The organism is Flavobacterium sp. (assembly GCF_040402835.1).
GTDB lineage: Bacteria > Bacteroidota > Bacteroidia > Flavobacteriales > Flavobacteriaceae > Flavobacterium.
Map to the genome: position 1 here is coordinate 32,352 of NZ_JBBALW010000010.1, position 26,361 is coordinate 58,712.

24 protein-coding genes are annotated in these 26,361 nt (G+C 33.5%); 12 read left to right on the forward strand and 12 right to left on the reverse strand.

The window, feature by feature from the left end; translation table 11 throughout:
- Positions 1 to 2,046: a M16 family metallopeptidase gene (locus AC9UEH_RS04975; protein ID WP_509529105.1), complete on the forward strand. Its 2,046-nt coding sequence runs from the start codon at positions 1 to 3 to the stop codon at positions 2,044 to 2,046.
- Positions 2,047 to 2,095: 49 nt separating this feature from the next.
- Here AC9UEH_RS04975 and AC9UEH_RS04980 read toward each other — a convergent pair whose 3' ends face one another.
- On the reverse strand, positions 2,096 to 2,962 hold the full coding sequence (locus AC9UEH_RS04980) for a DMT family transporter (protein WP_509529107.1): 867 nt from the start codon (positions 2,960 to 2,962) through the stop codon (positions 2,096 to 2,098).
- A gap of 121 nt (positions 2,963 to 3,083) precedes the next feature.
- Here AC9UEH_RS04980 and AC9UEH_RS04985 point away from each other — a divergent pair, with 121 nt between their 5' ends.
- Positions 3,084 to 3,455 (forward strand): heavy-metal-associated domain-containing protein, encoded by a 372-nt coding sequence (locus AC9UEH_RS04985; protein ID WP_509529109.1) that lies wholly within the window; start codon positions 3,084 to 3,086, stop codon positions 3,453 to 3,455.
- Between the two features lie 56 nt (positions 3,456 to 3,511).
- On the opposite strand, the gene AC9UEH_RS04990 is transcribed toward AC9UEH_RS04985, so the two are convergent.
- The gene (locus AC9UEH_RS04990; RefSeq protein WP_509529112.1) at positions 3,512 to 4,195 is read right to left on the reverse strand and encodes a ComF family protein; all 684 of its coding nucleotides are present in this window, start codon (positions 4,193 to 4,195) and stop codon (positions 3,512 to 3,514) included.
- Positions 4,196 to 4,292: 97 nt separating this feature from the next.
- On the opposite strand from AC9UEH_RS04990, the gene AC9UEH_RS04995 reads away from it, so the two are divergent.
- Positions 4,293 to 5,834 (forward strand): glycine--tRNA ligase, encoded by a 1,542-nt coding sequence (locus AC9UEH_RS04995; protein WP_509529114.1) that lies wholly within the window; start codon positions 4,293 to 4,295, stop codon positions 5,832 to 5,834.
- Positions 5,835 to 5,925: 91 nt separating this feature from the next.
- On the opposite strand, the gene AC9UEH_RS05000 is transcribed toward AC9UEH_RS04995, so the two are convergent.
- From AC9UEH_RS05000 to AC9UEH_RS05020, 5 genes are all read right to left on the reverse strand, one after another.
- Positions 5,926 to 6,453: a hypothetical protein gene (locus tag AC9UEH_RS05000; protein WP_509529117.1), complete on the reverse strand. Its 528-nt coding sequence runs from the start codon at positions 6,451 to 6,453 to the stop codon at positions 5,926 to 5,928.
- A gap of 369 nt (positions 6,454 to 6,822) precedes the next feature.
- On the reverse strand, positions 6,823 to 8,223 hold the full coding sequence (locus tag AC9UEH_RS05005; protein ID WP_509529119.1) for an OmpA family protein: 1,401 nt from the start codon (positions 8,221 to 8,223) through the stop codon (positions 6,823 to 6,825).
- Between the two features lie 109 nt (positions 8,224 to 8,332).
- Positions 8,333 to 9,523 (reverse strand): glycine C-acetyltransferase, encoded by a 1,191-nt coding sequence (gene kbl / locus AC9UEH_RS05010; protein WP_509529121.1) that lies wholly within the window; start codon positions 9,521 to 9,523, stop codon positions 8,333 to 8,335.
- A gap of 27 nt (positions 9,524 to 9,550) precedes the next feature.
- The gene (locus tag AC9UEH_RS05015) at positions 9,551 to 13,183 is read right to left on the reverse strand and encodes a UvrD-helicase domain-containing protein (RefSeq protein WP_509529123.1); all 3,633 of its coding nucleotides are present in this window, start codon (positions 13,181 to 13,183) and stop codon (positions 9,551 to 9,553) included.
- The gene (locus AC9UEH_RS05020) at positions 13,184 to 13,705 is read right to left on the reverse strand and encodes a GNAT family N-acetyltransferase (protein ID WP_509529125.1); all 522 of its coding nucleotides are present in this window, start codon (positions 13,703 to 13,705) and stop codon (positions 13,184 to 13,186) included.
- A gap of 261 nt (positions 13,706 to 13,966) precedes the next feature.
- Here AC9UEH_RS05020 and AC9UEH_RS05025 point away from each other — a divergent pair, with 261 nt between their 5' ends.
- A complete protein-coding gene (locus AC9UEH_RS05025; protein ID WP_509529127.1) occupies positions 13,967 to 14,575 on the forward strand; it encodes a superoxide dismutase in 609 nt (202 codons plus the stop codon).
- 99 nt (positions 14,576 to 14,674) lie between these two features.
- Here the strand turns inward: AC9UEH_RS05025 and AC9UEH_RS05030 are convergent, their stop codons facing one another.
- Together AC9UEH_RS05030 and AC9UEH_RS05035 are read right to left on the reverse strand one after the other, a co-directional pair.
- Positions 14,675 to 16,573: an amidophosphoribosyltransferase gene (locus AC9UEH_RS05030; RefSeq protein WP_509529129.1), complete on the reverse strand. Its 1,899-nt coding sequence runs from the start codon at positions 16,571 to 16,573 to the stop codon at positions 14,675 to 14,677.
- A gap of 93 nt (positions 16,574 to 16,666) precedes the next feature.
- The gene (locus AC9UEH_RS05035) at positions 16,667 to 17,590 is read right to left on the reverse strand and encodes a PfkB family carbohydrate kinase (protein WP_509529131.1); all 924 of its coding nucleotides are present in this window, start codon (positions 17,588 to 17,590) and stop codon (positions 16,667 to 16,669) included.
- 613 nt (positions 17,591 to 18,203) lie between these two features.
- Here AC9UEH_RS05035 and AC9UEH_RS05040 point away from each other — a divergent pair.
- Positions 18,204 to 18,359 (forward strand): hypothetical protein, encoded by a 156-nt coding sequence (locus AC9UEH_RS05040; protein ID WP_509529133.1) that lies wholly within the window; start codon positions 18,204 to 18,206, stop codon positions 18,357 to 18,359.
- Positions 18,360 to 18,440: 81 nt separating this feature from the next.
- Here the strand turns inward: AC9UEH_RS05040 and AC9UEH_RS05045 are convergent, their stop codons facing one another.
- Complete coding sequence (locus AC9UEH_RS05045; protein ID WP_509529135.1) at positions 18,441 to 18,584, reverse strand: T9SS type A sorting domain-containing protein; 144 nt, start codon at positions 18,582 to 18,584, stop codon at positions 18,441 to 18,443.
- A 61-nt stretch (positions 18,585 to 18,645) separates the two neighbouring features.
- Here AC9UEH_RS05045 and AC9UEH_RS05050 point away from each other — a divergent pair, with 61 nt between their 5' ends.
- Both AC9UEH_RS05050 and AC9UEH_RS05055 read left to right on the forward strand, forming a co-directional pair.
- Complete coding sequence (locus AC9UEH_RS05050) at positions 18,646 to 18,924, forward strand: transposase (protein ID WP_509529137.1); 279 nt, start codon at positions 18,646 to 18,648, stop codon at positions 18,922 to 18,924.
- Between the two features lie 23 nt (positions 18,925 to 18,947).
- Positions 18,948 to 19,763, forward strand: coding sequence for an IS3 family transposase (locus AC9UEH_RS05055; protein WP_509529139.1), 816 nt, complete (start codon positions 18,948 to 18,950; stop codon positions 19,761 to 19,763).
- Between the two features lie 695 nt (positions 19,764 to 20,458).
- Here AC9UEH_RS05055 and rnhA read toward each other — a convergent pair.
- Together rnhA and purN are read right to left on the reverse strand one after the other, a co-directional pair.
- Positions 20,459 to 20,938, reverse strand: a complete 480-nt coding sequence (gene rnhA / locus AC9UEH_RS05060) for a ribonuclease HI (protein ID WP_509529141.1) — start codon at positions 20,936 to 20,938, stop codon at positions 20,459 to 20,461.
- An 8-nt stretch (positions 20,939 to 20,946) separates the two neighbouring features.
- Complete coding sequence (gene purN / locus AC9UEH_RS05065) at positions 20,947 to 21,516, reverse strand: phosphoribosylglycinamide formyltransferase (protein WP_509529143.1); 570 nt, start codon at positions 21,514 to 21,516, stop codon at positions 20,947 to 20,949.
- 175 nt (positions 21,517 to 21,691) lie between these two features.
- Between purN and AC9UEH_RS05070 the strand changes: the two genes are divergently transcribed.
- The 5 genes from AC9UEH_RS05070 (at position 21,692) to pyk (ending at position 26,143) form a co-directional block, all read left to right on the forward strand.
- Positions 21,692 to 21,928: an acyl carrier protein gene (locus AC9UEH_RS05070; protein WP_007137004.1), complete on the forward strand. Its 237-nt coding sequence runs from the start codon at positions 21,692 to 21,694 to the stop codon at positions 21,926 to 21,928.
- 177 nt (positions 21,929 to 22,105) lie between these two features.
- Complete coding sequence (gene fabF / locus AC9UEH_RS05075; RefSeq protein WP_509529145.1) at positions 22,106 to 23,359, forward strand: beta-ketoacyl-ACP synthase II; 1,254 nt, start codon at positions 22,106 to 22,108, stop codon at positions 23,357 to 23,359.
- Between the two features lie 9 nt (positions 23,360 to 23,368).
- A complete protein-coding gene (locus AC9UEH_RS05080; RefSeq protein ID WP_509529147.1) occupies positions 23,369 to 24,109 on the forward strand; it encodes a ribonuclease III family protein in 741 nt (246 codons plus the stop codon).
- 114 nt (positions 24,110 to 24,223) lie between these two features.
- A complete protein-coding gene (locus AC9UEH_RS05085; protein WP_509529149.1) occupies positions 24,224 to 24,706 on the forward strand; it encodes an IPExxxVDY family protein in 483 nt (160 codons plus the stop codon).
- A gap of 6 nt (positions 24,707 to 24,712) precedes the next feature.
- On the forward strand, positions 24,713 to 26,143 hold the full coding sequence (gene pyk / locus AC9UEH_RS05090) for a pyruvate kinase (RefSeq protein WP_509529151.1): 1,431 nt from the start codon (positions 24,713 to 24,715) through the stop codon (positions 26,141 to 26,143).
- Positions 26,144 to 26,361: the final 218 nt, after the last annotated feature.

Consider the following 26,361-nt stretch of genomic DNA (forward strand, 5'->3'; position numbering starts at 1 on the left):
ATGAAAAAATCAATTATCATTTTATCAAGCTTGTTTTTAACTTTAATTATGCAAGCACAAGACCGAACTCAGCCAAAACCTGGACCGTCTCCAGTAATTAATATTAAAAAACCAGAATCTTTCACGCTTCCAAACGGACTGAAAGTAATGGTTGTAGAGAACCACAAACTCCCGAGGGTTTCATTCAATTTAAGCATTGACAACACTCCTTATGCCGAAGGTGCTAAAAAAGGAGTTGCCGATTTAACGAGCAGTTTAATTGGAAATGGAAGTATGAAAATTTCAAAGGATGCTTTCAATGAAGAAATTGATTTTCTTGGAGCTGATTTAAATTTCTATTCCTCAGGAGCATCAGGAAGTTCTTTATCAAAATATTCCGGTAGAATTCTTGAATTAATGGCAGATGGCGCTTTGAATCCTAACTTTACTCAAGCAGAATTTGATAAAGAAAAAGACAAATTAATTGAAGGATTAAAAACGCAAGAAAAAAGTGTTGCAGCAGTAGCTGGAAGAGTTCAAAATGTTTTGGCCTTTGGAAAAAGTCATCCTTTTGGGGAATTTTTGAGCGAAGAAACAATCAAGAATGTAACGCTTACAGATGTAGAAAACAATTACCACACCAATTTTGTTCCTGAGAATGCCTACCTAATAATCATTGGAGATGTGAAATTTAAAGAAACGAAAAAAGCGGTTGAGAAACTTTTTGGCTCTTGGGCTAAAGCATCGGCACCATCGTTAACATATACAGATCCAATAAATGTTCAATATTCTCAAATCAATTTTGTAGATATGCCAAATGCCGTTCAATCGGAAATTGCATTACAAAATACAGTTAATTTGAAAATGAATGACAAAGATTATTTTGCTACAATTGTTGCCAATCAAATACTTGGCGGCGATTTTAATAGCTATTTAAACATGAATCTTCGTGAAAAACACGGTTGGACTTATGGTGCTCGTTCCAGCATTGGCGGTAGCAAAAATGTATCCACTTTCAAAGCTTCAACGCAGGTTAGAAATGCCGTTACCGATAGTGCAGTGGTAGAATTTTTCAAGGAAATTAAAAAAATTAGAACTGAAAAAGTAACCGAAGAAATGTTATCAAATGTAAAAGCAGGATATGTTGGAAAATTTGTAATGCAAATTGAAAAACCACAAACTGTTGCTGGATATGCTTTACGTATCAAAACGCAAGGACTTCCTGAAGATTTTTATGAAAATTACATAAAAAACATCAATGCGGTAACCGCTGATGATGTTTTGGCTGTAGCCAATAAATATTTCCTTGAAAGCAACCTCCGAGTTGTCATAGTTGGAAAAGGAAGTGAAGTTCTTCCTGGTTTAGAAAAATTAAAAATTCCAATGTTTTATTTTGATAAATATGGAGTTGCTACGGTAAAACCAGTAATGAAAAAAGCAGTTCCAGCTGGAGTAACAGCGAAAATTGTTTTAGACAATTATATCAAAGCAATTGGTGGTGAAAAAGCAGTTTTAGCTGTGAAATCGTTGAGTACAATTGCAACAGGTGAAATTCAAGGAACGGCTTTAGAAATGACTTCAAAAATAACCTCAACTAATAAAATGATAGTTGAAATGAAAGCAATGGGAATGACAATGATGAAGCAAGTTGTGAATGAAAAAGGCGCTTATGTAACACAACAAGGGCAAAGAAAAGACCTTGAAGGCGATAAATTAGCGGAAGTAAAAGCAAGCGCAATGCCATTTGACGAAATAAAAATGTCTCAAAAAGCGGATGTTACTTTAGACGGAATCGAATCTTTTAATGGTGCTGATGCTTATGTTATCAAAAATGGTAAATCTACATTATATTATGATGTAACGTCAGGATTGAAAATTGGAAAAGCGGTTGTTCAAGAAGCAAATGGACAAAAAATGACTCAAATTACAAACTTTGGAGATTATAAAGAAGTGAAAGGAATTAAATTCCCTTTCAAAACTTCATTGTCTTTTGGACCTCAAGAAATTGAATTCAAAACAACAGAAGTTAAAATCAACGAAGGAGTTACCGATGCAGATTTTCTATAAATAAAAGCATAAATAATTCAGGAAAGGCTATCTGAAAAGATAGCCTTTTTTATTTTTTAGCGGATAAGTAAACCCCAATTAATATAATAAACGCACCAAAAAACTGAATTGGCGTTAGCATTTCATTATCTAATAATCCCCAGAAGAAAGCTACAATTGGAATTAAATAAGTGACTGATGTAGCAAAAACAGGGGAAGAAATTTGAATTAATTTAAAGAAGATAATATTCGCAATTCCAGTTCCAACAACTCCTAAAATCAAAATGAAAAGAATTGAATGTTGAGTTTTTTCTAAAACTAAAACATCAGAAAATCCAGAGAAATACAAAATCAAACAAGCAGGAAGCAACATTACTGCAAAATTCCCTGTAGAAATAGTAAGTGGCGATAAATCGGATAAATATTTCTTGATTAAATTTACATTAATAGCATAACAAATTGATGCTATAATGACCAAAATTGCATAGTAATAATTTTGTTCTGGATGATGAAGGGCACCATTAAAAATGAGTAGCATACTCCCCACTAATCCTATAATAACTCCAAAAACCTGACTTCTTTTGAAATTTAATCCAAATGCTAAAATCCCTAAAATTAGAGTATTTAATGGCGTTAGGGAATTGAGAATGGCACTTATTGAACTATCAATTTGAGTTTCCGCAATTGAAAAAAGAAAGGCGGGGATAAATGTTCCAAATAAAGAGGTTACCGCAATATATTTCCATTTCCCTTGAGGGATATTTGGCAAAGTTTTAAAACCAATTGCTAAAAGAAATACTGCAGCAAAAATAATTCGCAAAGAACCTAATTGAAAAGCAGTCAATCCAACTAATCCTCTTTTAATAAGTATAAAAGAACTTCCCCAAATTAAGGCTAAAAGCAGCAAGAAAAACCATTTGGCTTGCTTTGAATTCATAATCACTATTTAAGTTGCAAAATTGTAATAATTTTATGAATATCCACTTTCTTTTTTAGTTATTTTTGTAACTAATTACCAAATAAGTAATTCCCCAAAAAACAAATTTAAATTGATAATTATGAATTTTCCTAAATCATTTTTGGCACTAGCCGTAGGTAGTATTTTATTTTTAAGTTGCAAAAAAAACGAAGTCGAACAATCAAAAGCAGCAACAGAATCTTCTTCTACAAAAAATAAAATTATGGCGGTAGTGAAACCTCAAACCGCAACATTCAATATTGAAGGCATGACTTGCGCGATTGGCTGTGCTAAAACAATTCAAGAAAAATTGGCTGCAATGGACGGAGTTCAAAAAGCAACAGTAGATTTTGACAAAAAAACTGCAACAGTTGAATTTGACGCTTCAAAACTAACTCCTGCAAAATTATTGGAAGCTGTAGAAACTACTGGAGATGGGAAAACGTATAAGGTTTCCAACATGAAATCATAAAATGATTAAATCAATCAATTAGTATTTTATTACCCAGTTTTAGTGTGTCAAAAAATCTAAGAATGTGACATTGCCATACAAACAATACTGATTTTAGTTCCTGGAATTTTTAGTAATGCTCTACCGCAAGCTTCAAGTGTGGCGCCTGTTGTCAAAACATCGTCAATTAATAAATAGTGTTTGTTGTGATCGTTTTTGGTAAAAGTAACATCAAAAAGGGAATCTATAACGGAGGTTCTTCCCAAAAGATCTTTTTTGACTTGCGTTTTTGAATAGACATTTCTTTGTAAAAGTGTTGCATTATATGGAATTTCCAAACTATTTGATAAGGCCAAACCAAAAGTAGTTACTTGGTTATAGCCCCGTTCCCGAAATCTTTTTTTGTGAAGTGGCACAGGAACTATAGCGTCAAATGTGGTTGTAATTCCCAATGTTTTTAAATCTTCGGAAATCCAATCGCCAAAAACAGTTCCAATTTCTTCGTGTCCGTGGTATTTTAATCCGTGAATGATTTCCTGAACGATTCCTTTTTTATGAAAAAAAACTAATGTTGAAGCATGTTCAATGGGAATCCGACCATAAAATTTCATAAAAGCTTCGTTTTCAGGATTTCGAAAATGTTGTGTTAGCGGAATTTCATGACGGCAAATGGTGCAAATTACATTTTCTGATGACAATAAAAATCCTTTGCAACCCATGCAAACTTTTGGAAAAAGTAGATTTATTATGTTTTTTAACATCGAATTTTTGAATTATCTATAAAAATAACAAAAAGCAACGTTCAAAGTACTTTTTATATGCATTTATTAATTTCACTTTTTATATTTTTGCATCATTATGGCAAAACAAGAAGATTTATTTAAGAATGTAGTTTCGCACGCAAAAGAATACGGATATATTTTTCCGTCTAGCGAAATATACGATGGTTTGAGTGCAGTTTATGATTATGCACAAAACGGAGTAGAATTAAAGAAAAACATCAGAGAATACTGGTGGAAATCGATGGTGCAAATGAACGAAAATATTGTGGGACTCGACGCCGCAATTTTGATGCATCCCACAACTTGGAAAGCTTCCGGCCACGTAGATGCCTTTAACGACCCATTAATTGACAATAAAGATTCGAAAAGAAGATACAGAGCCGACGTTTTGATTGAAGATTATGCTGAAAAGCTCAATCAAAAAGCCGAAAAAGAAATAGAAAAAGCAAGTGTTCGTTTTGGCGAAGCCTTTAACCGTGAAGAATTTGTTGCTACAAATGCACGCGTGGTTGAATATTTGGCTAAGAAAAACGAAATTTTGGCAAGAATGGCAAAATATTTAGGCGATGAAAACCTTGAAGATGTGAAAGCCATAATCGAGGAATTAGAAATTGCATGTCCTGAATCGGGTTCAAGAAATTGGACCGAAGTACGTCAGTTTAACTTGATGTTTGGGACGAAATTAGGGGCTTCGGCAGATACCGCAATGGACTTGTATTTGCGTCCTGAAACCGCCCAAGGAATTTTTGTGAATTTCTTGAACGTTCAAAAATCAGGAAGAATGAAAATCCCTTTTGGGATTGCACAAACTGGAAAGGCCTTTAGAAATGAAATTGTTGCAAGACAATTTATTTTCCGTATGCGGGAGTTTGAACAAATGGAAATGCAGTTTTTTGTAAAACCAGGTGAAGAAATGAAATGGTACGAACATTGGAAAACAGCTCGTTTGAATTGGCATTTATCATTGGGTTTGGGAAAGGAAAATTATCGTTTTCACGACCACGAAAAATTAGCTCATTATGCCAATGCTGCTGCCGATATCGAGTTTAATTTCCCTTTTGGATTCAAAGAATTGGAGGGAATTCACTCTCGAACGGATTTCGATTTGAAAGCACACGAAAAATTTTCTGGAAAGAAATTACACTATTTTGATACCGAAACCAATACGAATTATACACCGTATGTTGTGGAAACTTCTGTGGGATTAGACAGAATGTTCTTAGCGGTTTTCTCGAATTCTTTGAAAGAAGAAACCTTGGAAGACGGTTCGATTCGGACAGTTTTACAATTACCATCGGTATTAGCCCCTACAAAAGCAGCGGTTTTTCCATTAGTGAAAAAAGATGGATTACCAGAAATTGCACATCAAATTATTGATGATTTGAAATGGGATTTCAATGTTGCGTATGACGAAAAAGACGCTGTTGGAAGACGTTACAGAAGACAAGATGCGTTGGGAACTCCTTTTTGCATTACCGTTGATCATCAAACTATAGAAGACCAAACGGTTACGATTCGTCATAGAGACACGATGAAACAAGACCGCGTAAAAATATCTGATTTAAAATCTATTATCGAAAATGAAGTTTCAATGAAAAACTGGTTGATGAAAATGTAGAGAAAAAGTGTATTCGGTTATTTGTTTAATCGGTTATAAAAGTGTAAAGGCTTCTCGATTGAGAAGCCTTTACACTTTTATTAAAAAGGTTTTAAAATCGGTAGCCAATAAGCAAATCTCCTCTAAAAATTACATCTGGCTGGTAGCCCCCGCCAATTGTTCTTCCTGCTCCACCAAGAATTTCAAACACAAACCCACTAGAATTGGTCCATTTTTTACCAAGACAAATTCCTAAAGCGGCTGTGGAATACGATTTTGGCGTATTGGAAGAAAATGTTGGACTGTATCTACCTGAAACATATTTACCAAATCCCTCAACAAAAAACCCTTGAGCGCCATATTCTTTGGTTTCTTGAAAATAAAATCTTGCAAATGGGGTTACTGAGAATTCCTCATCATAATAATTTTTATTATCAAAACTCACCAATAATGAGGTTCCATAAGTGAAATCTTTAGAATAAATGTATTCATAAGTACCTTCAAATATTGAAGCACCAAGAAGATGTATTGCACCAATCTTAATTTCATGTTTTCTATTAAAAATAGAAACTTTTTCTTTTTCTTGTCCAAATCCAAAAGTTGAAAAAATAAATACTGCAATAATTAGGAAGTTTTTCATATATAAGTTGTTTAAGTTTTTGTAAATATAAACTCCTTTTTTAAAACAAAGTGTTAATTTGAATGTAATATTCAAATAATGCTGTTTTATAACTATTCTATTTATTCTAATTCTTTGTTTGAAACCCAAAAGACTCGGAATTGCTCGGTTCCAAACTTGCTAAATAATTTAAGAACCAGAGTTAATCTTAATAAAAACGTATATTTATATGCCTAGCTAGTTAACCAAAAACAAATTTTACGGCAAAACAAAATCATAATGAAAACCTATAAAAACCAAAACAGCATCAAAATATTTTTGATGCTGTTTCATATTTATCTGATATAATCTAATATTCTTTAAGATTACATTAAGTCTAGTTATATGGAATTATTTTACATATTTAACTTCAACTCTTCTGTTGTTTGCTCTACCTGAAGAAATTTTATTACTTTCTACTGGCTGAGTATCTCCAAGACCATCAGAAGTTAATCTTTCTTTAGCGACACCATTGGTAACTAAATAAGATTTAACAGCTTCAGCTCTTTCTTTTGATAAATTCAAATTAAAATCTGCTTTTCCAGTAGTATCAGTATGACCCGTAATGCTAAATTTAGCTAAAGGATTTTCTTTCACAATTGTAGTGATAGATACCAAAACTGGAAATGTTTGTTTTTGGAAAGAGGATTTTCCTGTGTTGAATAAAATAGTTTTAGCATATCCGTCCAAAGCATTTGTTGCTTCAATTGTAACTTCTGGACAACCATTATTAGCAACAGTTCCTTTTACCGTTGGACATTTGTCATCTTTGTCTAAAACTGAATCTCCATCAGTATCCGGCCAAGGACAACCCGCATTTTCTTTAGGTCCTTTTACTGTTGGACATTTATCAGCAGCGTCTGAAATTCCGTCGCCATCTGAATCTGGGCATCCTTTTAAAGCTTTTAATCCGGCAACTTCAGGACAAGCATCGTCTTTATCGGCAACTCCATCTCCATCAGTATCAGGACAACCATTCATTGCTACAGTACCTGCAGCATCTGGACAAGCATCACTTGCGTCAACTATTCCGTCTCCATCAGTATCTGGACATCCTTTGTATTGTTTCAAACCGAAAACATCAGGACATGCATCTTCTCTATCATATACTCCATCTCCATCAGTATCTTTTCCTCCAAATTTGAAAATAAGTCCCGCAAAGTGTTGCATATGAGAAGGAACGTCTTGTCCAGATATTCTTGAACTTTCAAATGTATGTTTATATGTTGATTGTAAAGAAATACCAAATTGATCACCCAACCAAAATGTTAATCCCAAACCACCATTTAAATTACCTGAACTTTCTTCACCAATGAAAGTGTAACCTCCACCAATATGAACTGATGGTTCAATTACTTTAGACGCCAATAAGCTCATAAGGCTATATTTGATATCCGCATCAAAAGCATAATATGATAAATCGCCAGGATTTGTAACTGTGTAAGGCCCTAATCCTACTCTAGGATTTACAAATTTAGAGATTTTGTTTACTGAACCAGAAACTCCAAAGGAAAAATTATCTCCAACGTACTTTGATACATTCAAATAAGAGATAGATGGAAGCGAGTTCCAGTTGTCTTTCATATTAAAATATTGAGAAAATTGATCTTTAATGCTTGAAGCTGCACTAACTCTTGTGTCAACTGCATTTGCACCAAATGATAATGACCAAGGATTGTTACTGTCTTGAGCTTGAGATCCTAAGCCTACTAAAAGACATATAACAACTACTAATTTGTTAAGATGTTTCATACTTTTTTTTTGTTAAATTATAATGTTAATTTGGACAAAAGTAATGTGTAATTATTTAACTACAAAAGGAATTAATAAAAATCTGATTAAAATCTGATTATTTCTGCTACTAAATCACCTTTAATTCTTTGCCAACTTCAGTAAAAGCTACTATTGCTCTATCTAAATGTACTTTTGTATGTGCCGATGACAATTGCACTCTAATTCTCGCTTTGTCCTTTGGAACAACAGGGAAAAAGAATCCAATGACGTAAATTCCCTTTTTAAGCAATTCATTTGCCATGTTTTGAGCCAATTTTGCATCATAAAGCATCACGGGAACAATGGCCGAATCCCCATCAATGATATCAAACCCCGCTTTTTTCATACCGGCTTTGAAATAATTGGTATTTTCTTCTAAAATATCTCTCAGGGAAGTGTCTTTTTCTAATAGTTCAAAAACTTTTATCGATGCCCCTACAATTGCTGGCGCCAATGAATTTGAAAATAAATAAGGACGAGAACGCTGTCTTAATATTTCAATAATTTCTTTTTTGGCTGTTGTATAGCCGCCCATTGCACCGCCCAAAGCCTTTCCTAATGTTCCCGTGATTATGTCAACGCGTCCCATTACCCCTTTCGCTTCTGGGGTTCCTTTGCCTGTAGCGCCAATAAAACCTGCTGCGTGACATTCGTCAACCATAACCAAAGCGTCGTATTTATCAGCCAAATCACAAATTTTATCCGTAGGTGCAACTAAGCCGTCCATTGAAAAAACGCCATCTGTAACAATCAGTTTGAAACGTGATCCCGCTTCTGTTGCTTTTATTAATTGTTGTTCCAAATCTTCCATATTGCTATTTTCATAGCGATATCGGGCGGCTTTACACAAACGAACTCCGTCAATTATTGACGCATGATTCAAACTATCCGAAATAATACAATCTTGTTCTCCTAATAAAGGCTCGAAAACCCCACCATTTGCATCAAATGCAGCAGCATATAAAATGGTGTCTTCTGTTCCATAAAATTCAGAAATTTTTCTTTCTAATGTTTTATGAATATCTTGAGTTCCACAGATAAAACGAACTGATGACATTCCAAAACCGTGTGAATCCAATGCGTCTTTTGCTGCCTGAATAACTTCTGGATGAGAGGAAAGTCCTAAATAATTATTTGAACAAAAGTTTAAAACCGTTTCTCCATTAACGGTAATTTCAGCTCCTTGTGGTGATGTTATAATTCTTTCTTTTTTAAATATTCCGTTGTCTTCAATAGTTTGAAGCTCCGATTGAAGGAATTGTTGCATTTTTCCGTACATTATTTTAGTTTTAGTTTTTGAGAATTTTTACAAATTTACAACCTTAATTTCTTCTCCTATATATATAAGCGCTTTTTTTGTTACTTTGAAATCCATTTTTTCAATTGCATTTTGATAATTTTCTAATTGCATTTGGTATTTAGGATTGTGATTTCCTGTTTTATAATCCAATAAAAAAACCTCGTTGTTTTTTGCCAAAACCATTCGGTCGGGTTTGATTGTTTTTCCTTTTTTTTGAATTATCGTTTGCTCGTTTAAGATTTCATTTCCTTCGGCAAAATAGTTTTCTAACTCCGAATGATTTACAATTTCTTGAATGCTTTTATAAACTGCCTCTTTTTGATTGAATGTAATTAATCCATTTTCCAAAGCTTTTAGAATTGCCAAATCCACGTCGGATTTAGTTTTTATAAAAGACAAAATTTCGTGAATTACATTTCCATATTCAATGGCTTCTTGCTGATTTGTTCCCCACATTAAAGCTTCGCGTTGTGCAATTTTAATGCTTTTTGGATTTAGAATTTCACTAATTAACGGAATGGTTTTAATTTCATTTTTCTCGATGATTTTCTCTGATAATTTCTCCGAATTTCCAAATTCATATTCCATTATACTTGGTTCATAAACTCCAATTCCAATCAAATATTTAATAAAAAAAGAAGCGGTATTATATGGATATTCTCCTTCTTTATTAGGTTCTAAAAATTGAGAAATGACATATAATTGTTCCTCCGCACGCGTTAATGCCACATACAAAACATTGATATTATCCAATAATTCTTCTTGCTTTTTTTGGTTGTAAACCAATGCTGCATCTTCGCCATAATTTTCTACAGCGCTACTATTATCTATCAAAACTTTTGGCAATCCGAAGGTTTCTTTTTCGGCATCAAGCCACAATTTATCTTTGGGTTTCCGCACATAATCTTCATCAGCAAAAGGCATAATTACTACTGGAAATTCCAATCCTTTCGATTTATGAATGGTCATTATTCGAACTGCGTTTTTGCCTTCAGGCGATGGAATACTAAATTTCTCTCCGTTTTTCTCCCAATAATTCAAAAAATCGGCGATTCCAGCTTGGTTTCGAACATCGCGTTCTAAAACGATGTCGATGAAGTATTGAACGTAGGCATTCCACTCCCCAACCCTCCCCGAAGGGGAGGGAGACGAAACCAAATCGTTGTCGATGAAAATGCTTTTTTGTGACAGTAATTCAGATTTAATTTTTTCTAAAACGGTTGAGATAGTTCCAGTAACTTCTTCATTTTTAAAGCGAATTACTTTAAATCCCAATTCATTTAAAATACGTGTTCGTTCGGTGTCTAATTGAATTTGTTCTTCGGTGAAATGATATTCTCCATCCACTTCGACTATTAATTTTTTCGATAAACAGACAAAATCAACTATGAAATTACTTATTAAATGCTGGTGTCTGAATTTATATTCTAAAGATTTCGATTTTAACTCTGACCATAATATCTTTTCAGCATCTGTTGGGATTTTTCGCATTTCTTGTGCCTTTTCAAGCGATAAATGTGAATAATTTCCGCCTGTCATATATCCAAATTTCTGACCTTTATCTTCCGTACGATTTTCCACAATGTCTCCCTTTCCTTTGGAAAAGGTTGGGGATAGGAATTTACTCACTATAATTTCTACGGCTTCATACAAAGATTTTTTTCTAATGTCTTGAAACGAAAGGGAAATATCAAATTCTGTAAGCCATTTTTCAAATTCTTCTTCCTGTGTTTTTTCTTTTCCTTGCGCAATAAAATCGTGAACTGGAAGTTCATTTTGAACGTGATTTGCGATATAAAGCAAGAAATACGATTTGGCTTCAATATCGGCGCTATTCTTTAAATATTTTAAAACATTGATAATCATTTGAACGTCCGAAGAGTTCTGAATCATTAAGGTTTCTGAAGATAAAAGCGGAATGTTTTGCTCGGTTAAATAATTAGCAATGGCAATTCCCTGACTTCTTTTTCGGGTTAGAATTACGATTTCTTGGTAGTTGAATCCTTGTTTTTTTACTTTTTCAATCGTGTTTAATGTTGCCAATAAATACAATTCATTTTTATCCAAAGCATCTTCATCGTCTTCCGATTTTTCGGGTTTTGGAATAAATGAAATATTTACATAACCGCCCGACTTGCTGTTTTCTTTCTGATGACTGTGATTTTCGTATAAATCTTGGTAATCTAAATTGGTAAATTCTGAAGATAAAAAGTAAAAAAGTTTATTATTAAAATCAATTACTTCGGAATAACTTCTGTAATTTTTATCTAAATGGAACAATTTCTTATCCGGATTATTAAAGGGATTGTGGGTTTTGCTCAACTCAATAAATTGCTCTGCTTTTCCGCCGCGCCATCTGTAAATGGATTGTTTTGGATCGCCAACAATCATCAAAGTACCTTTTTCGCCTTCAAATTCGCTTGATGTTGCGTTGTCAATTAGCGGAATTAAATTCTGCCATTGCATTTCGGATGTATCTTGAAATTCATCAATGAAAAAATGTCGGTAGCGCTCGCCCAAACGTTCATAAATAAAGGGTGCGGGTTGGTTTTGGATTTCACGGTAAATAATAGCGTTAAATTCGGCGATGGAAAGCACGTTTTGTTCTTTCTGAATTTTTGCCAATTCGTTGCTAACCGTATTTAATAATGAAAGTGGCGTTATGTTTTTTAGAAAGGCATTGTAAAAATCTCGCTTTTCAAATTTCTTGTAAATCATATCTAGAATTTGCAATAATTCTGGAATTATATTTTCGATTATTGCCCCATCTTTTGCAGTTTTATTGATGGAAATATCCTCAAATTCACGAAACATTTTATTTTTAGGATTGAATTTTCCATCCGCTATACTTTGAAGATGATTCGGAAAAGTTGCTCTTGAAAAGGATTTCAAATCAATTCCCTTTTTCTCGATTAACAACAAAGCACTTTCGGCAAATGTTGCATTTTCTTTTTCCAAAACTTTACAAGCTTCAGCAACTTTGCTTTTTATTTCTACAAATTCTGTGATGGATTTGTCTTGAAAATGAGTTACTTCTTCCCGATTATTTTCATTTAGAAGCAAACGTCCCGTTTCTAAAATTTCACGTGAAATGTCCCAACTTTTATCATCGTCGGTTTTTTGCATTGTAAAATCAACGAGCAAATTCGTTAGAATATCGTCTTCGCCAGCTTGCGCAATTATGGCGTCAACAGCTTCTGTTAATAGGTTTTCTGTGTCCAATGTAACTTCAAAAGTCATTGGTAGATTTAAATCGTGGGCAAAAGCACGAATCACTTTATGGGTGAATTTATCGATTGTAGAAATATCAAAAGCGGCGTAATTATGAATAATATGCTTTATGATTTGCTTGGATTTGGTTTGGATTTCCGCAACAGAAAGTTGGATGTCTCGAGACAAATCGAGCATTAAATCGGCGGCTTTTGGGTTGGGATTGTCTTTAGCAAATTCGGATAAACTGCCTACAATTCGGCTTTTCATTTCGTGAACCGCTTTGTTGGTAAACGTTATGGCGAGGATGTTTCTATAGGCATCATTTTTCTTGGCGACCAAAATAATTTTTAGGTATTCTTTGACCAAGGCGTATGTTTTTCCTGAACCTGCCGATGCGTCGTATATAGAGAATGATGGTCTTTGCATTTAGATTTTATTAATTTTATAAATGTAATTCATTTTTGGAGTTTCTCCATAGTATTCCACTTCTTGTTCTCCTATTTTTTGAGCGCCAAATTTTTCGATGGCTTTTTGAGAACGAAAATTTTGATTTCCAACATGAAAATACACACTTGAAACATATTGAAAAATATAATTCAGCATTAATTTTTTGAGAGATTCATTATATCCTTTTCCCCAATATTTTCTTGCGATGAAAGTATATCCTATCAAAATTGTGTTTTCTTCATCGTTATAATCATAATAGCGGCTGCATCCAACGGTTTCGTTTGTTGTGGAATCTATAACAATAAATGCCCCTTTAGAAAGGATTGCTCCTTTGAAGTAAGTCGTAAATTCTTCTTTTTTATATCTAAATTTATTGGGATGTTGCTCCCATAATAATGGATCGGAAGCGATTTCGAATAGTTTATCAAAATCATTTTCTTGCAATGGTCTTAAAAAGATTAATTCTGATTTTAAATTATTTGGCTGGATGTTAAATGTCATTTTTTGTTGCTTTTTAATGTTTTTTTCTGATTTGAGAAAACGAAATTATAAAATATAAATGTTCTATTTACTGAAAACCCTAGCCCTGATGGAAGGGAAAATCCCACGCTTTTTAGCGTGGATAGGAAAGACAGCAGGAAATAGCTCCTAAAAAACCACTATAGATTTATTTGATGGAAATATAACGAAATAGAATTTCCATTTTCAAAGTTAATTGATTAATTTTGAATAAAATATTTATAAATCATAAACTACTATAGTATGGCATTTGAATTACCACAATTACCTTATGCGTATGACGCTTTGGAACCACATATTGATGCTCGCACGATGGAAATTCACCACTCGAAACATCATAATGCGTACACAACCAATCTGAATGTAGCGGTTGCTGGAACGGATATGGAAGGGAAAACGATTGAGAATATCTTGATAAACCTAGATATGAAAAACGCTTCAGTTCGTAATAACGGCGGGGGTTTTTACAATCACAATTTATTTTGGACAGTGATGTCGCCAAATGGCGGTGGGCTTCCAACGGGCGATTTATTAGCGGCTATTGAAAGTGCTTTTGGAACTTTTGAAGAGTTTAAAGCAAAATTTAGCAAGGCTGGAATTACACAATTTGGTTCAGGTTGGGCTTGGCTTTGTGTTCATAAAGGCGGAAAACTAGACGTTTGTGGCACTCCAAATCAAGACAATACTTTGATGCCAGGCGTTGGTTGTGGTGGAACTCCAATTTTAGGAATGGATGTTTGGGAACACGCTTATTATTTGCATTATCAAAACAGAAGACCAGATTATATTGAATCGTTTTTTAGCTTGATTAATTGGGTTGAAGTTTCTAGAAGATACGCTTTAGAGAAATAGGCCTCTAACCCCCAAAGGGGGAATTCGAGGAGAAAACAAAAAAATGCAATTTGGATTTTAAAAATCTAAATTGCATTTTTTTATTGATGACTTTAAAAATTAATAGGCTCTCGCATCTTTCCCTTCGTAGAAATTCATAAAAGCGCGATTTGCTACTCGGTTCCCACCAGGTGTTGGATAATCTCCTGTGAAGTACCAATCGCCAAGATTTTTTGGACACGCTATATGCAAATTTTCTACAGTTTGGAATATGATTTTTACCTCAGCTTTTACAGAAACATCTGTGAGCATTTCAGCAATTTTATCTGAAACTTCTTGCGGTTGAAAAGGTGCGTAAATTTCTGTTACGAAGTTCACAACTTCGCTGTCTTTCATGTTTTCTTGCGCTTTGCATTTCAAATAAACGGACTCAACGATATAATATAAATTCCGTTCTTTTAGTAATTCTAATGCCGCTTGAAACGCCACTAATCCCTCCAGTTTTGCCATATCAATTCCGTAACAATCTGGATACCGAATTTGTGGTGCCGATGAAACAACTATGATACTTTTTGGTTTCAAACGATCCATCATTTTGATGATGCTCATTTTTAATGTAGTTCCCCGAACAATACTATCGTCAATAATTACAAGGTTGTCCGTAGGTTTTATAACGCCATAGGTAACATCGTAAATATGGGCAACCAAATCATTTCGGCTGCTGTCTTCGGTAATAAAAGTACGTAGTTTAGCATCTTTTATAGCTACTTTTTCGGTTCTGATTTTTACAGAAAGTAATTTTTGCAAAGAATCTTTCGTTAAAGAATCTCTATTTTGAAGGATGAAATTATTTTTCCTTTGGTTCAAAAAATCTTGTGCTGCTTCAACAATTCCGTAAAATGAAGTTTCGGCAGTGTTTGGAATATAAGAAAAAACGGTGTTGTCGGTATCATTATCGATGGCTTTTAAAACCGCTGGCAAAATTAATTTTCCAAGATTTTTACGTTCTTGGTAGATTTCGGCATCACTTCCTCTTGAAAAGTAAATACGTTCAAAAGAACAGGCTTTTTTTACGGTTGGCGTTATGATTTCTTCTTCAGTTACCTTTCCATTTTTTTTGATAATTAGAGCGTTTCCTGGTTGCAATTCCTGCACTTTATCAAAATCGACATTGAAAACCGTTTGGATAACCGGTCGTTCCGAAGCCACCACAACAATTTCATCGTCTTGGTAAAAATAAGCGGGACGAATTCCTGCTGGATCTCTAAATACAAAGGCATCACCGTGCCCTAAAAGCCCAGCCATTGCGTACCCTCCGTCCCAACCTTTAGAGGCGCGACGAAGAATTTTTGCGATTTCTAATTTTTCAGCTATTACTGGTGAAGCCTCTCTTTTTGACAAGCCATTATTTTTACATTCCTGGTATAAATCTGTTACCTCATCATCAAGAAAATGTCCGATTTTTTCCATTACCGTAACGGTATCTGCCATTTCTTTTGGGTGTTGCCCCAATTCAATTAAGCTGCTAAAAAGCTCTTTTACGTTGGTCATATTGAAATTTCCCGCAATAATTAAATTTCGGTGCATCCAATTGTTTTGTCGTAAAAATGGGTGAACACTTTCGATACTATTTTTCCCAAAAGTACCATACCGAACGTGACCTAAAAAAACTTCACCGATATAAGGAATATGTTTTTTTTGCAGCGCAACATTATCAGCATATTCTGGGTGTGACGCCATTTCTTCGTTGACTCTTTCATTGATTTGAGAAAACACATCTTGAATGGCTTGCGAGTCATTAGAACGCACGCGACTAATGTATCTTTCGCCAGGTTCCATGTCTAATTTTATACTTGCAAAACCAGCGCCATCTTGACCTCGATTGTGCTGTTTTTCCATTAAGAGATACATTTTTTGGATGCCATAAAAAGCGGTTCCGTATTTCTCTTTGTAAAATTCAAGCGGTTTTAAAAGTCTTAAATAGGCTATTCCACATTCGTGTTGTAGTGCATCGCTCATTGTAGTGGTTGTTGTGTTGTTAGGGACAAGTCGCGACTTGTCCGTACTGTTTTGTAAATTAAAAAAGCCCCGAAATTTCGAGGCATAAATTTATTATATTTCTATATCAAATTGTGTTAATGATTTGAATTGTTGCAATCTGTCAATTACCTCATCCCTTTTAAGCTCAACCATTCTTTCTGTTCCAAATTTCTCGACACAAAAAGAAGCAAGATTAGAACCGTAAATAATAGCGTTTTTCATATTCTCAAAAGATACGTTTTCGCTTTGTGTAATGTATCCTGCAAACCCACCTGCAAAAGTATCTCCTGCTCCTGTTGGATCAAAAACTTCTTCTAATGGCAATGCTGGCGCAAAGAAAACCTCTTTATTGTGAAATAAAAGTGCTCCGTGTTCACCTTTTTTAATAACTACATATTTTGGACCCATCGTGTGGATTTTGGCAGCCGCTTTCACTAATGAATATTCCCCAGACAATTGACGAGCTTCTTCATCATTAATTGTAATTACATCAACTCTTTTTATTACATTCAATAAATCTTCCAATGCACAATCCATCCAGAAATTCATCGTATCTAAAACTATTAATTTAGGTTGTACTTCCATTTGATCCAAAACACTGCTTTGAACCATTGGATGCAAGTTTCCAAGCATTACAACATCGGCATTTTTAAAATTTTCAGGTACTTTTGGTTGAAAATCAGCCAATACATTCAATTGTGTATCAAGCGTATCTCTTGAATTCAAATCGTTATGGTAACGGCCACTCCAGAAGAATGTTTTTCCGCCTTTTACGATTTCAAGTCCTGAAATATCTATATTTCTATCGGTTAATAAGTCTAAATATTCTTGTGGAAAATCATCTCCCACTACAGAAACAATAGCCGATTGAAGCTTGAAGTGAGACGCCGAAAGTCCAATATACGTTCCTGCACCACCCAAAATTTTATCTGTTTTTCCAAAAGGAGTTTCAATTGCGTCGAAAGCAACAGTTCCAACAATCAATAATTTATTCATTTTTATGTCATTGTGAGATTGGAAATAATCTCAAATTAAAGGGCAAAGATAGTTTATAAGTTTGAAGTTTAAAAATGTATACTATTAGAAGTTTGGAACTAATTAGAATTTTAAATTGACTTCTAATTTAGAATTGATTTACAATATAATATCTATTATGCTTAAATACAATATTTAAAAATAGCCACCTTATGTATTGATTATCAATTAAATATATAACAATTTTTAAAATACACTATACCCGACTTTGAAAATGCACTATATAGTATTTTGAAAATGCACAGTTAGTAATTTTTAAAATGCACAAGTATTTCAAGAGAATATAAAAACCGAACCGAAGCCTATTTATTGGAATTGGCTATCTAAAATTTGGATTGTTAATTATTTTATTTAAAATAAGTAGCTATTATTTTATCTATAAAACTTGTAAAAGTGCCTTTTTAGCTAATATAATAGCTATAATGAATATAAACGATATTCAAAAACACCCTTATTGCATATTGATTAGCAATGAAATAAATAACCAACTTTGAAAATACACTATACCTAACTTTGAAAATGCACCAGTATTGCAGGAGAATATAAAAACCCTACCGAAGCTCATTTATTGGAATTGGCGAAAACTTTTGGAATAAAAAAGCCAAAACTAGTTCTTGACGAAGTAAAACAAGCCGTTTCCAATTGGGAACAAACTGCAAAATTGTGTAACGTTTCAAAAGATTCGGTGCAGTTGATTGGTAAAACAAGTGCTGGGTTGTTGAGGAATTAAAGAGATTGTGGCAAAATTTACAAAAAAAATGCCTCACGATTTTTAGTTGGTGAGGCATTATGAAAAAATTGAAAAAATTTACTATTCAATAATTAATTTTTGAGTAATTGAACCTTTCTCATTAATTAATTTTAAAAGATAAACTCCTTTACTTAAATCAGAGGCATTAATATTATTTATTCCCTTGCCTACAGTATATGTTTTCAGTACTATGCTGCTCCCCAAAAATCAGACAAGATTTTCACATAATTTAAGATAGGGAAAATTAACCTAAATTAGCAAAATTATGTCAAGAAGCAGAAGAGTATTTAGTAAAGAATTTAAGGCAAAAGTTGTTTTAGAAGCCTTGAAAGAAAAAAACACCATTGAGGTTTTAGCCAAGAAATATGAGCTTTTACCCAATCAAATTTCGATGTGGAAATCTGAAGCCATAAAGAATATTTCGGCAGTTTTTAGTGTCGAAAAGCCAAAAGAGAAGAGTAACGAAATTCCCTCGGAGAAGCTTTATGCTCGAATCGGAGAATTAACACTGGAGAACGATTTTCTAAAAAAAAAGCTGTTCTAATTTGTAAAAACCAAAGAAGGAAAATGGTGGATTTTAAGGAAAAAATGTCCGTTTCAAAACAGTGTAAGGTGCTTAATTTGAGTAGGAACTTCATTTATTATACTCCAAAGTCAGAGAGTGAGGAGAACTTACAAATAATGCTTTTATTGGATAAGAAATATTTTGAAACACCCTTTTATGGGTATCGAAAAATAACAGTTTGGTTGCAAAACCAGGGATTTGTTATCAATGAAAAACGAGTAAGAAGATTAATGAAACGTATGAACTGGAAAACCATTTATAGGGAGCCAAAGACAACAATTTGTAATCCAGAACATAAGAAATATCCATATTTGCTAAAGAATTTAAAAATCACTTATAAAAACCAAGTTTGGGCAACTGACATCACCTACATTCCAATGAATAAAGGATTTATGTATCTTACAGCAATAATTGATTTGCATACAAGATACGTTTTAAATTGGGATATTAGCAATACGATGAGTGCTGAATGGTGTACAAAGGTTTTGAATGAAACGATAGAAAAATATGGTGCTCCAGCAATTTTCAACACAGATCAAGGAAGTCAATACACTAGTGAAATTCACACCAAAGCATTGAAAGACAAAAATGTAAAAATATCTATGGATGGAAAAGGTAGAGCAATTGACAATATTTTTATTGAAAGATTATGGAGAACCGTTAAATATGAAAATGTATATTTACAAAGTTATTCGGATGGGATTACACTTTATAATGGACTTGAAAAATATTTTGATTTCTATAATGAACAAAGATTCCATCAGTCATTAGATTACAAAACGCCATCAAGTGTTTATTGCTTGAAAAATGTAGCATAAAATTAGAATAACTTTTTCAGGCCAAAAAAGGCCAAAAGTTATTTCCAATTTTAGCCCAGAAACTAAAAAAAACTATCTTAATTTAATTGGATATTTTGTTTAAAAATGGGGCTCAGCATATTCTAAATCAACTAAGTATTTTTTAGAAATAACTATACTAAGTAGCAAGAAAGATATATTGTCGCAATTTTTAAAAGAGTTTTGCCACAGATTAAAAGAATTTTAAAGTATAGAGCAAACTAATCTGTGCTAATCTATTAAATCTGTGGCAAAAAATTAGCGCTTTATTTAAATACAACATTAAATTTTAGCCATTACTTACTTCTGTTTTCTTAAGCAACCCTAAAATGTACCATATACTTAAATGTTTTCATTAGCAAACAATGAACATCTTTGTATCTAATTTAAAATTTGGAGTTTTTTGTATGAGCTTCAAACCAGATTATCAATCATGTCAAATGCGTTAACTGGTTTTTGAGTTAGCTTTATGCGTCTGGAAACCTCATCTTTGTGCCATTGAGGAATTGGATTAGACTCTTAAGAATGTTTGAATGCTAAAAAATCCATATAACTTTCTAATTCATCTATCAAGCTGTCTGGTAAATTTTTCAATTTATTGTTTACCTGTTTCAATGCTGTTGCTGTCATAATAAATTGGTGTGAATAATTTATAGTAAATGTATGAAAAAAAGCAATTAAAACAACTTCTCATCTTCTTTTTCATAAAAAGCATCCACAGAAAGTGTTTTTTGCATCGATGCCATAACGGCCAATTCGTCGCAACGTTCATTTTGAATGTGGTTATTATGCCCCTTTATCCATTTGAAGTCAACTTGGTGTTTTCTGTAAATAACTAGAAAACGTTTCCATAAATCAGGGTTTTTCTTACCAACGAAGCCTTTTTTTTCCCAACCAAAAACCCATTTTTTCAAAACAGAATCAACTACATATTTAGAATCAGAAATTACCAAAACTCTCCTATTCGGGTTTTTTAGTTTTTCTAAACCAACAATTACGCCCAATAATTCCATTCTATTGTTAGTAGTATGCTGAAAACCTTCGTAGAATTCCTTTTTATGAGGCGTTCCCACCAATTCCATTACAACGCCATAACCTCCAGGGCCTGGGTTTCCTTTGGCAGCACCGTCGGTATAAATATGTACTTCGTGTTCCAATTTTTGATTTAAGATTTAAGATTTAAGATTTTTTCAATTATTATTGGAAAATGATTTTGTTCGAGTTCGTGAATTTTATCTGCAACTTCTTCGGGCGTTTCATTTCCTGATAAAGGTACGCTTTTTTGAAAAATGATGTTTCCTTCATCGTAATTTTCATTTACATAATGAATGGTAATGCCGGTTTCGGGTTCTTTATTTTCAACAACAGCCTTATGAACATTCATTCCATACATTCCTTTTCCTCCATATTTAGGTAAAAGTGCAGGATGAATATTGATAATTTTGTTTGGAAATGCTGCAACGCAATTTTGTGGAAATTTTAATAGAAACCCTGCTAAAATTATCAAATCGGGTTGAATGCTATTTAATTTTTGTAGTACTTTATCCCCATTAAATTCATCTTTCGAGAAAATTTCTGTGGGAATATTCAAATTTCTTGCTCGTTCTAAAACTTTTGCATTCGCATTATTAGAAAAAATGTAAATAACTTTAGCGACTTCGATTTTATTAAAATAAAGCACAATGTTTTCAGCATTTGTCCCCGAGCCTGAAGCGAAAATCACGATTTTTTTCATTTTTGTACTTTTTAATATCACGCAAAAAAAAGAATAAAAATCGATAATAAATAGAAATTTAGGTTCTTTATTAAATTATTTTTTTAATTTCGTTCTCTTATTTATTAACTAAAGCGTGGATTTAAAATAAAGTTTTTTATTTTTGCCAACAAATTAAATTTTAAAATTAAAAATTATGTCAGACATTGCATCAAGAGTAAAAGCGATTATCGTAGACAAATTAGGCGTTGACGAAAACGAAGTTGTAACAGAAGCAAGCTTCACAAATGATTTAGGAGCTGATTCTTTAGATACAGTTGAGCTAATTATGGAGTTTGAAAAAGAATTTGATATTCAAATACCAGACGATCAAGCAGAAAACATTGCTACTGTAGGTCAAGCTATTTCTTATATCGAAGAAGCTAAAAAATAATAAAATTTGCACCCGTATGCCATTTGGTTTACGGGTGTTATTATTTTTTTAAATTAAAATTTATGATTGTTCGTTCAATCACATAAAATATATTGTAATACCTATGTCTTTTTATGATTTTACATAGAAAAAAGCATAGGTATTATTTTTTTACATTCATAACTATAAAATTATACTATGGAATTAAGGCGAGTTGTAGTAACAGGTTTGGGTGCGCTTACTCCTATTGGAAATACAGTACAAGAATATTGGAACGGACTTATTAACGGTGTTAGTGGTGCGGCTCCAATTACTTATTTTGATGCTTCAAAATTCAAAACACAATTTGCTTGCGAGCTAAAAGGTTTTAATGTTGAAGATTTTATAGACAGAAAAGAAGCTAGAAAAATGGATCGGTATGCGCAATATGCAATGGTTTCATCTGATGAAGCGGTTAAAGATGCAAATTTTGATTTTGATACTTTAGATAAAGATAGAATTGGCGTTATTTGGGGTTCAGGAATTGGTGGATTAGAAACTTTTCAAATTGAAATGTTGAATTTCGCTGCAGGTGATGGAACGCCAAGATTCAATCCGTTTTTTATTCCAAAGATGATTTCTGATATTGCATGTGGTCATATTTCTATAAAATATGGTTTTAGAGGCCCAAATTTCGCAACCGTTTCCGCGTGCGCTTCCTCTACAAATGCTATAATTGATGCTTTCAATTATATTCGTTTGGGTCACGCTGATGCAATGGTAACTGGTGGTTCAGAAGCTGCAGTTACAATTGCTGGAATGGGTGGTTTTAATGCGATGCACGCTTTGTCAACAAGTAATGATGATCCAAAAACTGCATCCCGACCAATGGACAAAGACCGTGATGGTTTTATTCTTGGAGAAGGTGCTGGAGCATTAATTTTAGAAGAATACGAACACGCTATTGCTCGTGGTGCTACTATTTACTGTGAAATTGGCGGAGGCGGAATGTCTGCTGATGCGTATCATATTACAGCGCCACATCCTGATGGATTGGGTGCGAAAAACGTAATGATTAACTGTTTGAGAGATGCTGGTTTGAAACCTACAGATGTTGATGGTGTGAATATGCACGGGACTTCAACGCCACTTGGAGACATTGCCGAAAGCAAAGCTATTCTTCACGTTTTTGGGGAGCACGCCTACTCAATGAACTTGAATTCGACGAAATCGATGACAGGACATTTATTGGGAGCGGCTGGAGCGATTGAAACAATTTCTTCCATTCTTGCTATCAAACACGGAATAATTCCTCCAACAATAAATCATTTCACGGATGATGAAGCTATTGACAACAACTTGAATTTTACTTTCAATACGGCTCAAAAAAGAGACGTGAAGGTATTGATGAGCAATACATTTGGTTTTGGCGGTCATAATGCGTGCGTATTGGTTAAAAAATTAGAACTTTAATAGTATTCTATGAGTATAATCAGAAAAATATTTCAAAAATCCCGATCTGAAGAAGACGGGATTTTTTTTACTGATATTCAAAAAATACTTGGTTTTAAACCAATAGAAATAAGTAACTACAAAAAAGCATTTATCCATCGTTCTACAAGTAAAATTGACACCAAAGGAAATCCGATAAACTACGAAAGATTGGAGTTTCTTGGCGATTCGATGTTGAGTTCTATAATTGCCGCTTATTTATTCGATAAAGCACCCGCTGGAGATGAAGGTTATTTAACAAAAATGCGTTCCAAGATTGTAAGTCGCGAACATTTGAATGAATTGGGTCGGGAGTTGAATTTAGTTCAATTTTTAGATAGCAAAGTTCCAATTCAGCATTTTGGTGAAAATATTCACGGCAATCTATTTGAATCACTTGTTGGCGCCATTTATATAGATGGAGGCTATGCCTATTGCGAGAAATTCATCCAAAAACGAGTTATTGTTCCTTATGTAGATATTGCGAAATTAGAGGGCAAAGTCATTAGCTATAAAAGTTTATTGATTGAATGGTGTCAAAAAGAGAAAAAGACCTTTCATTTTGATGTTTTTGAAGACAACGACAGTTCTGGCGAACGCTTATTTGGCGTAAAATTTAGTATTGACGATAAAGTCATTGCAAAAGCAAGAGCATCATCCAAAAAGAAGGCGGAGGAAAAAGCATCTCAAAGAGCTTACTTTGCATTTCAAGATAAAATCGACAAAAAATAATACGTTATTTTATCAAATCTACAACGATTTCGTTAGTAAAATAAAGGAAACATATCAATTTAGTAACTGTTTAATAGCTTAGAAATAGTATATTTACAACTTATTTAAACGGAAATGGCAATTCATAAATTACATATCGATGAATTTGACGAGGTTGATTATGAACTCATTGCAATTCATACTTCATTAGAAGATTATCGATTGGCGTATTTTTTGAATCAGAAATTACCCATTTTATTAGGCAAAAGTAAAAGCGAAATCCAAATAAATATCAAAGAAGGGGTTACTGGTTTTTCGAGGTTCATTTATGAAAATAATGCTAATGATAGTTGTTGGAGTTTAATCCAAAATAAAAATGAAGTAAACACATTAAAATCGGATAACAATCAGAATTTATTTGCCAATTCTTCTTATGAGGTAGCCACCAAAGCCTATCTTTTACCAGAATTTAAAAAAGTAGATTACTTTCTGAAAGTTGAAAATAGTGCTAATGACATAGAAAAAATCATTGCCGAAATTAACACCATAGCAAGAATATCAACCGTTTATTCGGTAGATACAAATAAAATAAAATCTAAAAATAATTTAATTTTTTAATAAAAAATGTCAACAAACAAAAAAACTAAAATTGTAGCAACATTAGGCCCCGCATGCAGTACAAGAGAAGTCTTGAAAGATATGATTGAGGCTGGAGTAAATGTTTTTAGAGTGAATTTCTCTCATGCAGATTATTCCGATGTTAAAGCAAAAATTGATTTAATCAGAGGATTAAATGACGAATTTGGCTATACAGCAGCTATTTTAGGCGACTTACAAGGTCCTAAACTTCGCGTCGGTGTAATGAATGAAGAAGTAATTGTGAATCCTGGAGACATTATTACTTTTCAAACTGCCGAAGACGTTCCTGGAACTAAGGAGCGTGTTTATATGAACTACAAAGAATTTCCAAATGATGTTAATCCCGGAGAAAATATCCTTCTTGATGACGGAAAATTGATGTTTGAAGTTATTTCTACAAATAGAACTACAGAAGTTGTTGCCAAAGTAATTCAAGGCGGTCCTTTGAAATCTAAAAAAGGGGTGAATCTTCCAAATACAAAAGTTTCATTGCCAGCATTAACAGAAAAAGATATTCGGGATGCAATATTTGCCATTGAGCAAAAAGTAGATTGGATTGCACTTTCTTTCGTTAGAACGGCTGAAGATTTAATGGAATTGCAAGACCTAATTGCAAAACATTCGGATCATAAAATTCCAATTATTGCCAAAATTGAAAAGCCTGAAGGAGTTGAAAATATAGATTCTATCATCACGCATTGTGATGGTTTGATGGTTGCCCGTGGCGATTTAGGAGTAGAAGTTCCAGCTCACGAAGTGCCATTAATTCAGAAAAAACTGGTGCATAAAGCCAAAACAGCTAGAATCCCGGTTATTATTGCTACGCAAATGATGGAAACAATGATTACAAGCCTAACGCCAACTCGCGCTGAGGTAAATGATGTTGCCAATTCTGTTATGGATGGCGCGGATGCTGTGATGCTTTCTGGAGAAACTTCTGTAGGAAATTATCCCGTTCAAGTTATTGAAAAAATGACACAAATTATTGAAGCAGTTGAGGATTCTCCGCTAATTCAAGTACCACAAAATACACCGCAAATTAAAACAAAACGTTATATTACTAAAACTGTTTGTCAGCACGCCGCTCAAATGGCAAATGCAATTCACGCAAAAGCAATTTGTACGTTGACGAATAGTGGTTATACTGCATTTCAAATTTCGGCATGGCGTCCACAAGCAGCTATTTTGGTATTTACATCCAATAAAAGAATTTTAACACAGTTGAATTTAATCTGGGGAGTGAAAACTTTTTACTATGATAAATTTGTAAGTACAGATGATACCATTGACGATATTAACAAAATTGCCACCGAAAAAGGCTTGGTTTCAAAAGGCGATATGTTGATTAACTTAGCCGCGATGCCAATTGCAAATAAAGGAATGGTGAACACTTTGCGCGTTACAGAAATAGAGTAAAACGTGATTTATATTTATAAAAAGGGCTGGAAATTATCTAGCCCTTTTTGATTTTTAGAAAATCTATTTTAATTTTTGTAGTCACGAACGAGACGCTCACTGGGGATATGCAATCCGTGCCCACTTTCAAAATAAAAAATCTCAAACTAAAATGAAGAATACTTTATTATTGTTGTTGTTTCTTGAATGTAAAATTAAGTTTTTTCTACTTTGTGGGC

What these genes read in the sequence shown, in the direction of transcription:
- AC9UEH_RS04975 (WP_509529105.1), top strand. Translation starts at nt 1, where the DNA reads ATGAAAAAATCAATTATCATTTTATCAAGCTTGTTTTTAACTTTAATT.
- AC9UEH_RS05055 (WP_509529139.1), top strand. Translation starts at nt 18,948, where the DNA reads ATGGTGGATTTTAAGGAAAAAATGTCCGTTTCAAAACAGTGTAAGGTG.
- AC9UEH_RS05000 (WP_509529117.1), bottom strand. Translation starts at nt 6,453, where the DNA reads ATGAAAAACTTCCTAATTATTGCAGTATTTATTTTTTCAACTTTTGGA.
- purN (WP_509529143.1), bottom strand. Translation starts at nt 21,516, where the DNA reads ATGAAAAAAATCGTGATTTTCGCTTCAGGCTCGGGGACAAATGCTGAA.
- AC9UEH_RS05080 (WP_509529147.1), top strand. Translation starts at nt 23,369, where the DNA reads ATGAGTATAATCAGAAAAATATTTCAAAAATCCCGATCTGAAGAAGAC.
- AC9UEH_RS05020 (WP_509529125.1), bottom strand. Translation starts at nt 13,705, where the DNA reads ATGACATTTAACATCCAGCCAAATAATTTAAAATCAGAATTAATCTTT.
- pyk (WP_509529151.1), top strand. Translation starts at nt 24,713, where the DNA reads ATGTCAACAAACAAAAAAACTAAAATTGTAGCAACATTAGGCCCCGCA.
- AC9UEH_RS05085 (WP_509529149.1), top strand. Translation starts at nt 24,224, where the DNA reads ATGGCAATTCATAAATTACATATCGATGAATTTGACGAGGTTGATTAT.
- AC9UEH_RS05025 (WP_509529127.1), top strand. Translation starts at nt 13,967, where the DNA reads ATGGCATTTGAATTACCACAATTACCTTATGCGTATGACGCTTTGGAA.
- AC9UEH_RS05070 (WP_007137004.1), top strand. Translation starts at nt 21,692, where the DNA reads ATGTCAGACATTGCATCAAGAGTAAAAGCGATTATCGTAGACAAATTA.
- AC9UEH_RS04985 (WP_509529109.1), top strand. Translation starts at nt 3,084, where the DNA reads ATGAATTTTCCTAAATCATTTTTGGCACTAGCCGTAGGTAGTATTTTA.
- AC9UEH_RS05035 (WP_509529131.1), bottom strand. Translation starts at nt 17,590, where the DNA reads ATGAATAAATTATTGATTGTTGGAACTGTTGCTTTCGACGCAATTGAA.
- AC9UEH_RS05050 (WP_509529137.1), top strand. Translation starts at nt 18,646, where the DNA reads ATGTCAAGAAGCAGAAGAGTATTTAGTAAAGAATTTAAGGCAAAAGTT.
- AC9UEH_RS05005 (WP_509529119.1), bottom strand. Translation starts at nt 8,223, where the DNA reads ATGAAACATCTTAACAAATTAGTAGTTGTTATATGTCTTTTAGTAGGC.
- AC9UEH_RS05030 (WP_509529129.1), bottom strand. Translation starts at nt 16,573, where the DNA reads ATGAGCGATGCACTACAACACGAATGTGGAATAGCCTATTTAAGACTT.
- AC9UEH_RS04995 (WP_509529114.1), top strand. Translation starts at nt 4,293, where the DNA reads ATGGCAAAACAAGAAGATTTATTTAAGAATGTAGTTTCGCACGCAAAA.
- fabF (WP_509529145.1), top strand. Translation starts at nt 22,106, where the DNA reads ATGGAATTAAGGCGAGTTGTAGTAACAGGTTTGGGTGCGCTTACTCCT.
- AC9UEH_RS04980 (WP_509529107.1), bottom strand. Translation starts at nt 2,962, where the DNA reads ATGAATTCAAAGCAAGCCAAATGGTTTTTCTTGCTGCTTTTAGCCTTA.
- AC9UEH_RS04990 (WP_509529112.1), bottom strand. Translation starts at nt 4,195, where the DNA reads ATGTTAAAAAACATAATAAATCTACTTTTTCCAAAAGTTTGCATGGGT.
- AC9UEH_RS05015 (WP_509529123.1), bottom strand. Translation starts at nt 13,183, where the DNA reads ATGCAAAGACCATCATTCTCTATATACGACGCATCGGCAGGTTCAGGA.
- kbl (WP_509529121.1), bottom strand. Translation starts at nt 9,523, where the DNA reads ATGTACGGAAAAATGCAACAATTCCTTCAATCGGAGCTTCAAACTATT.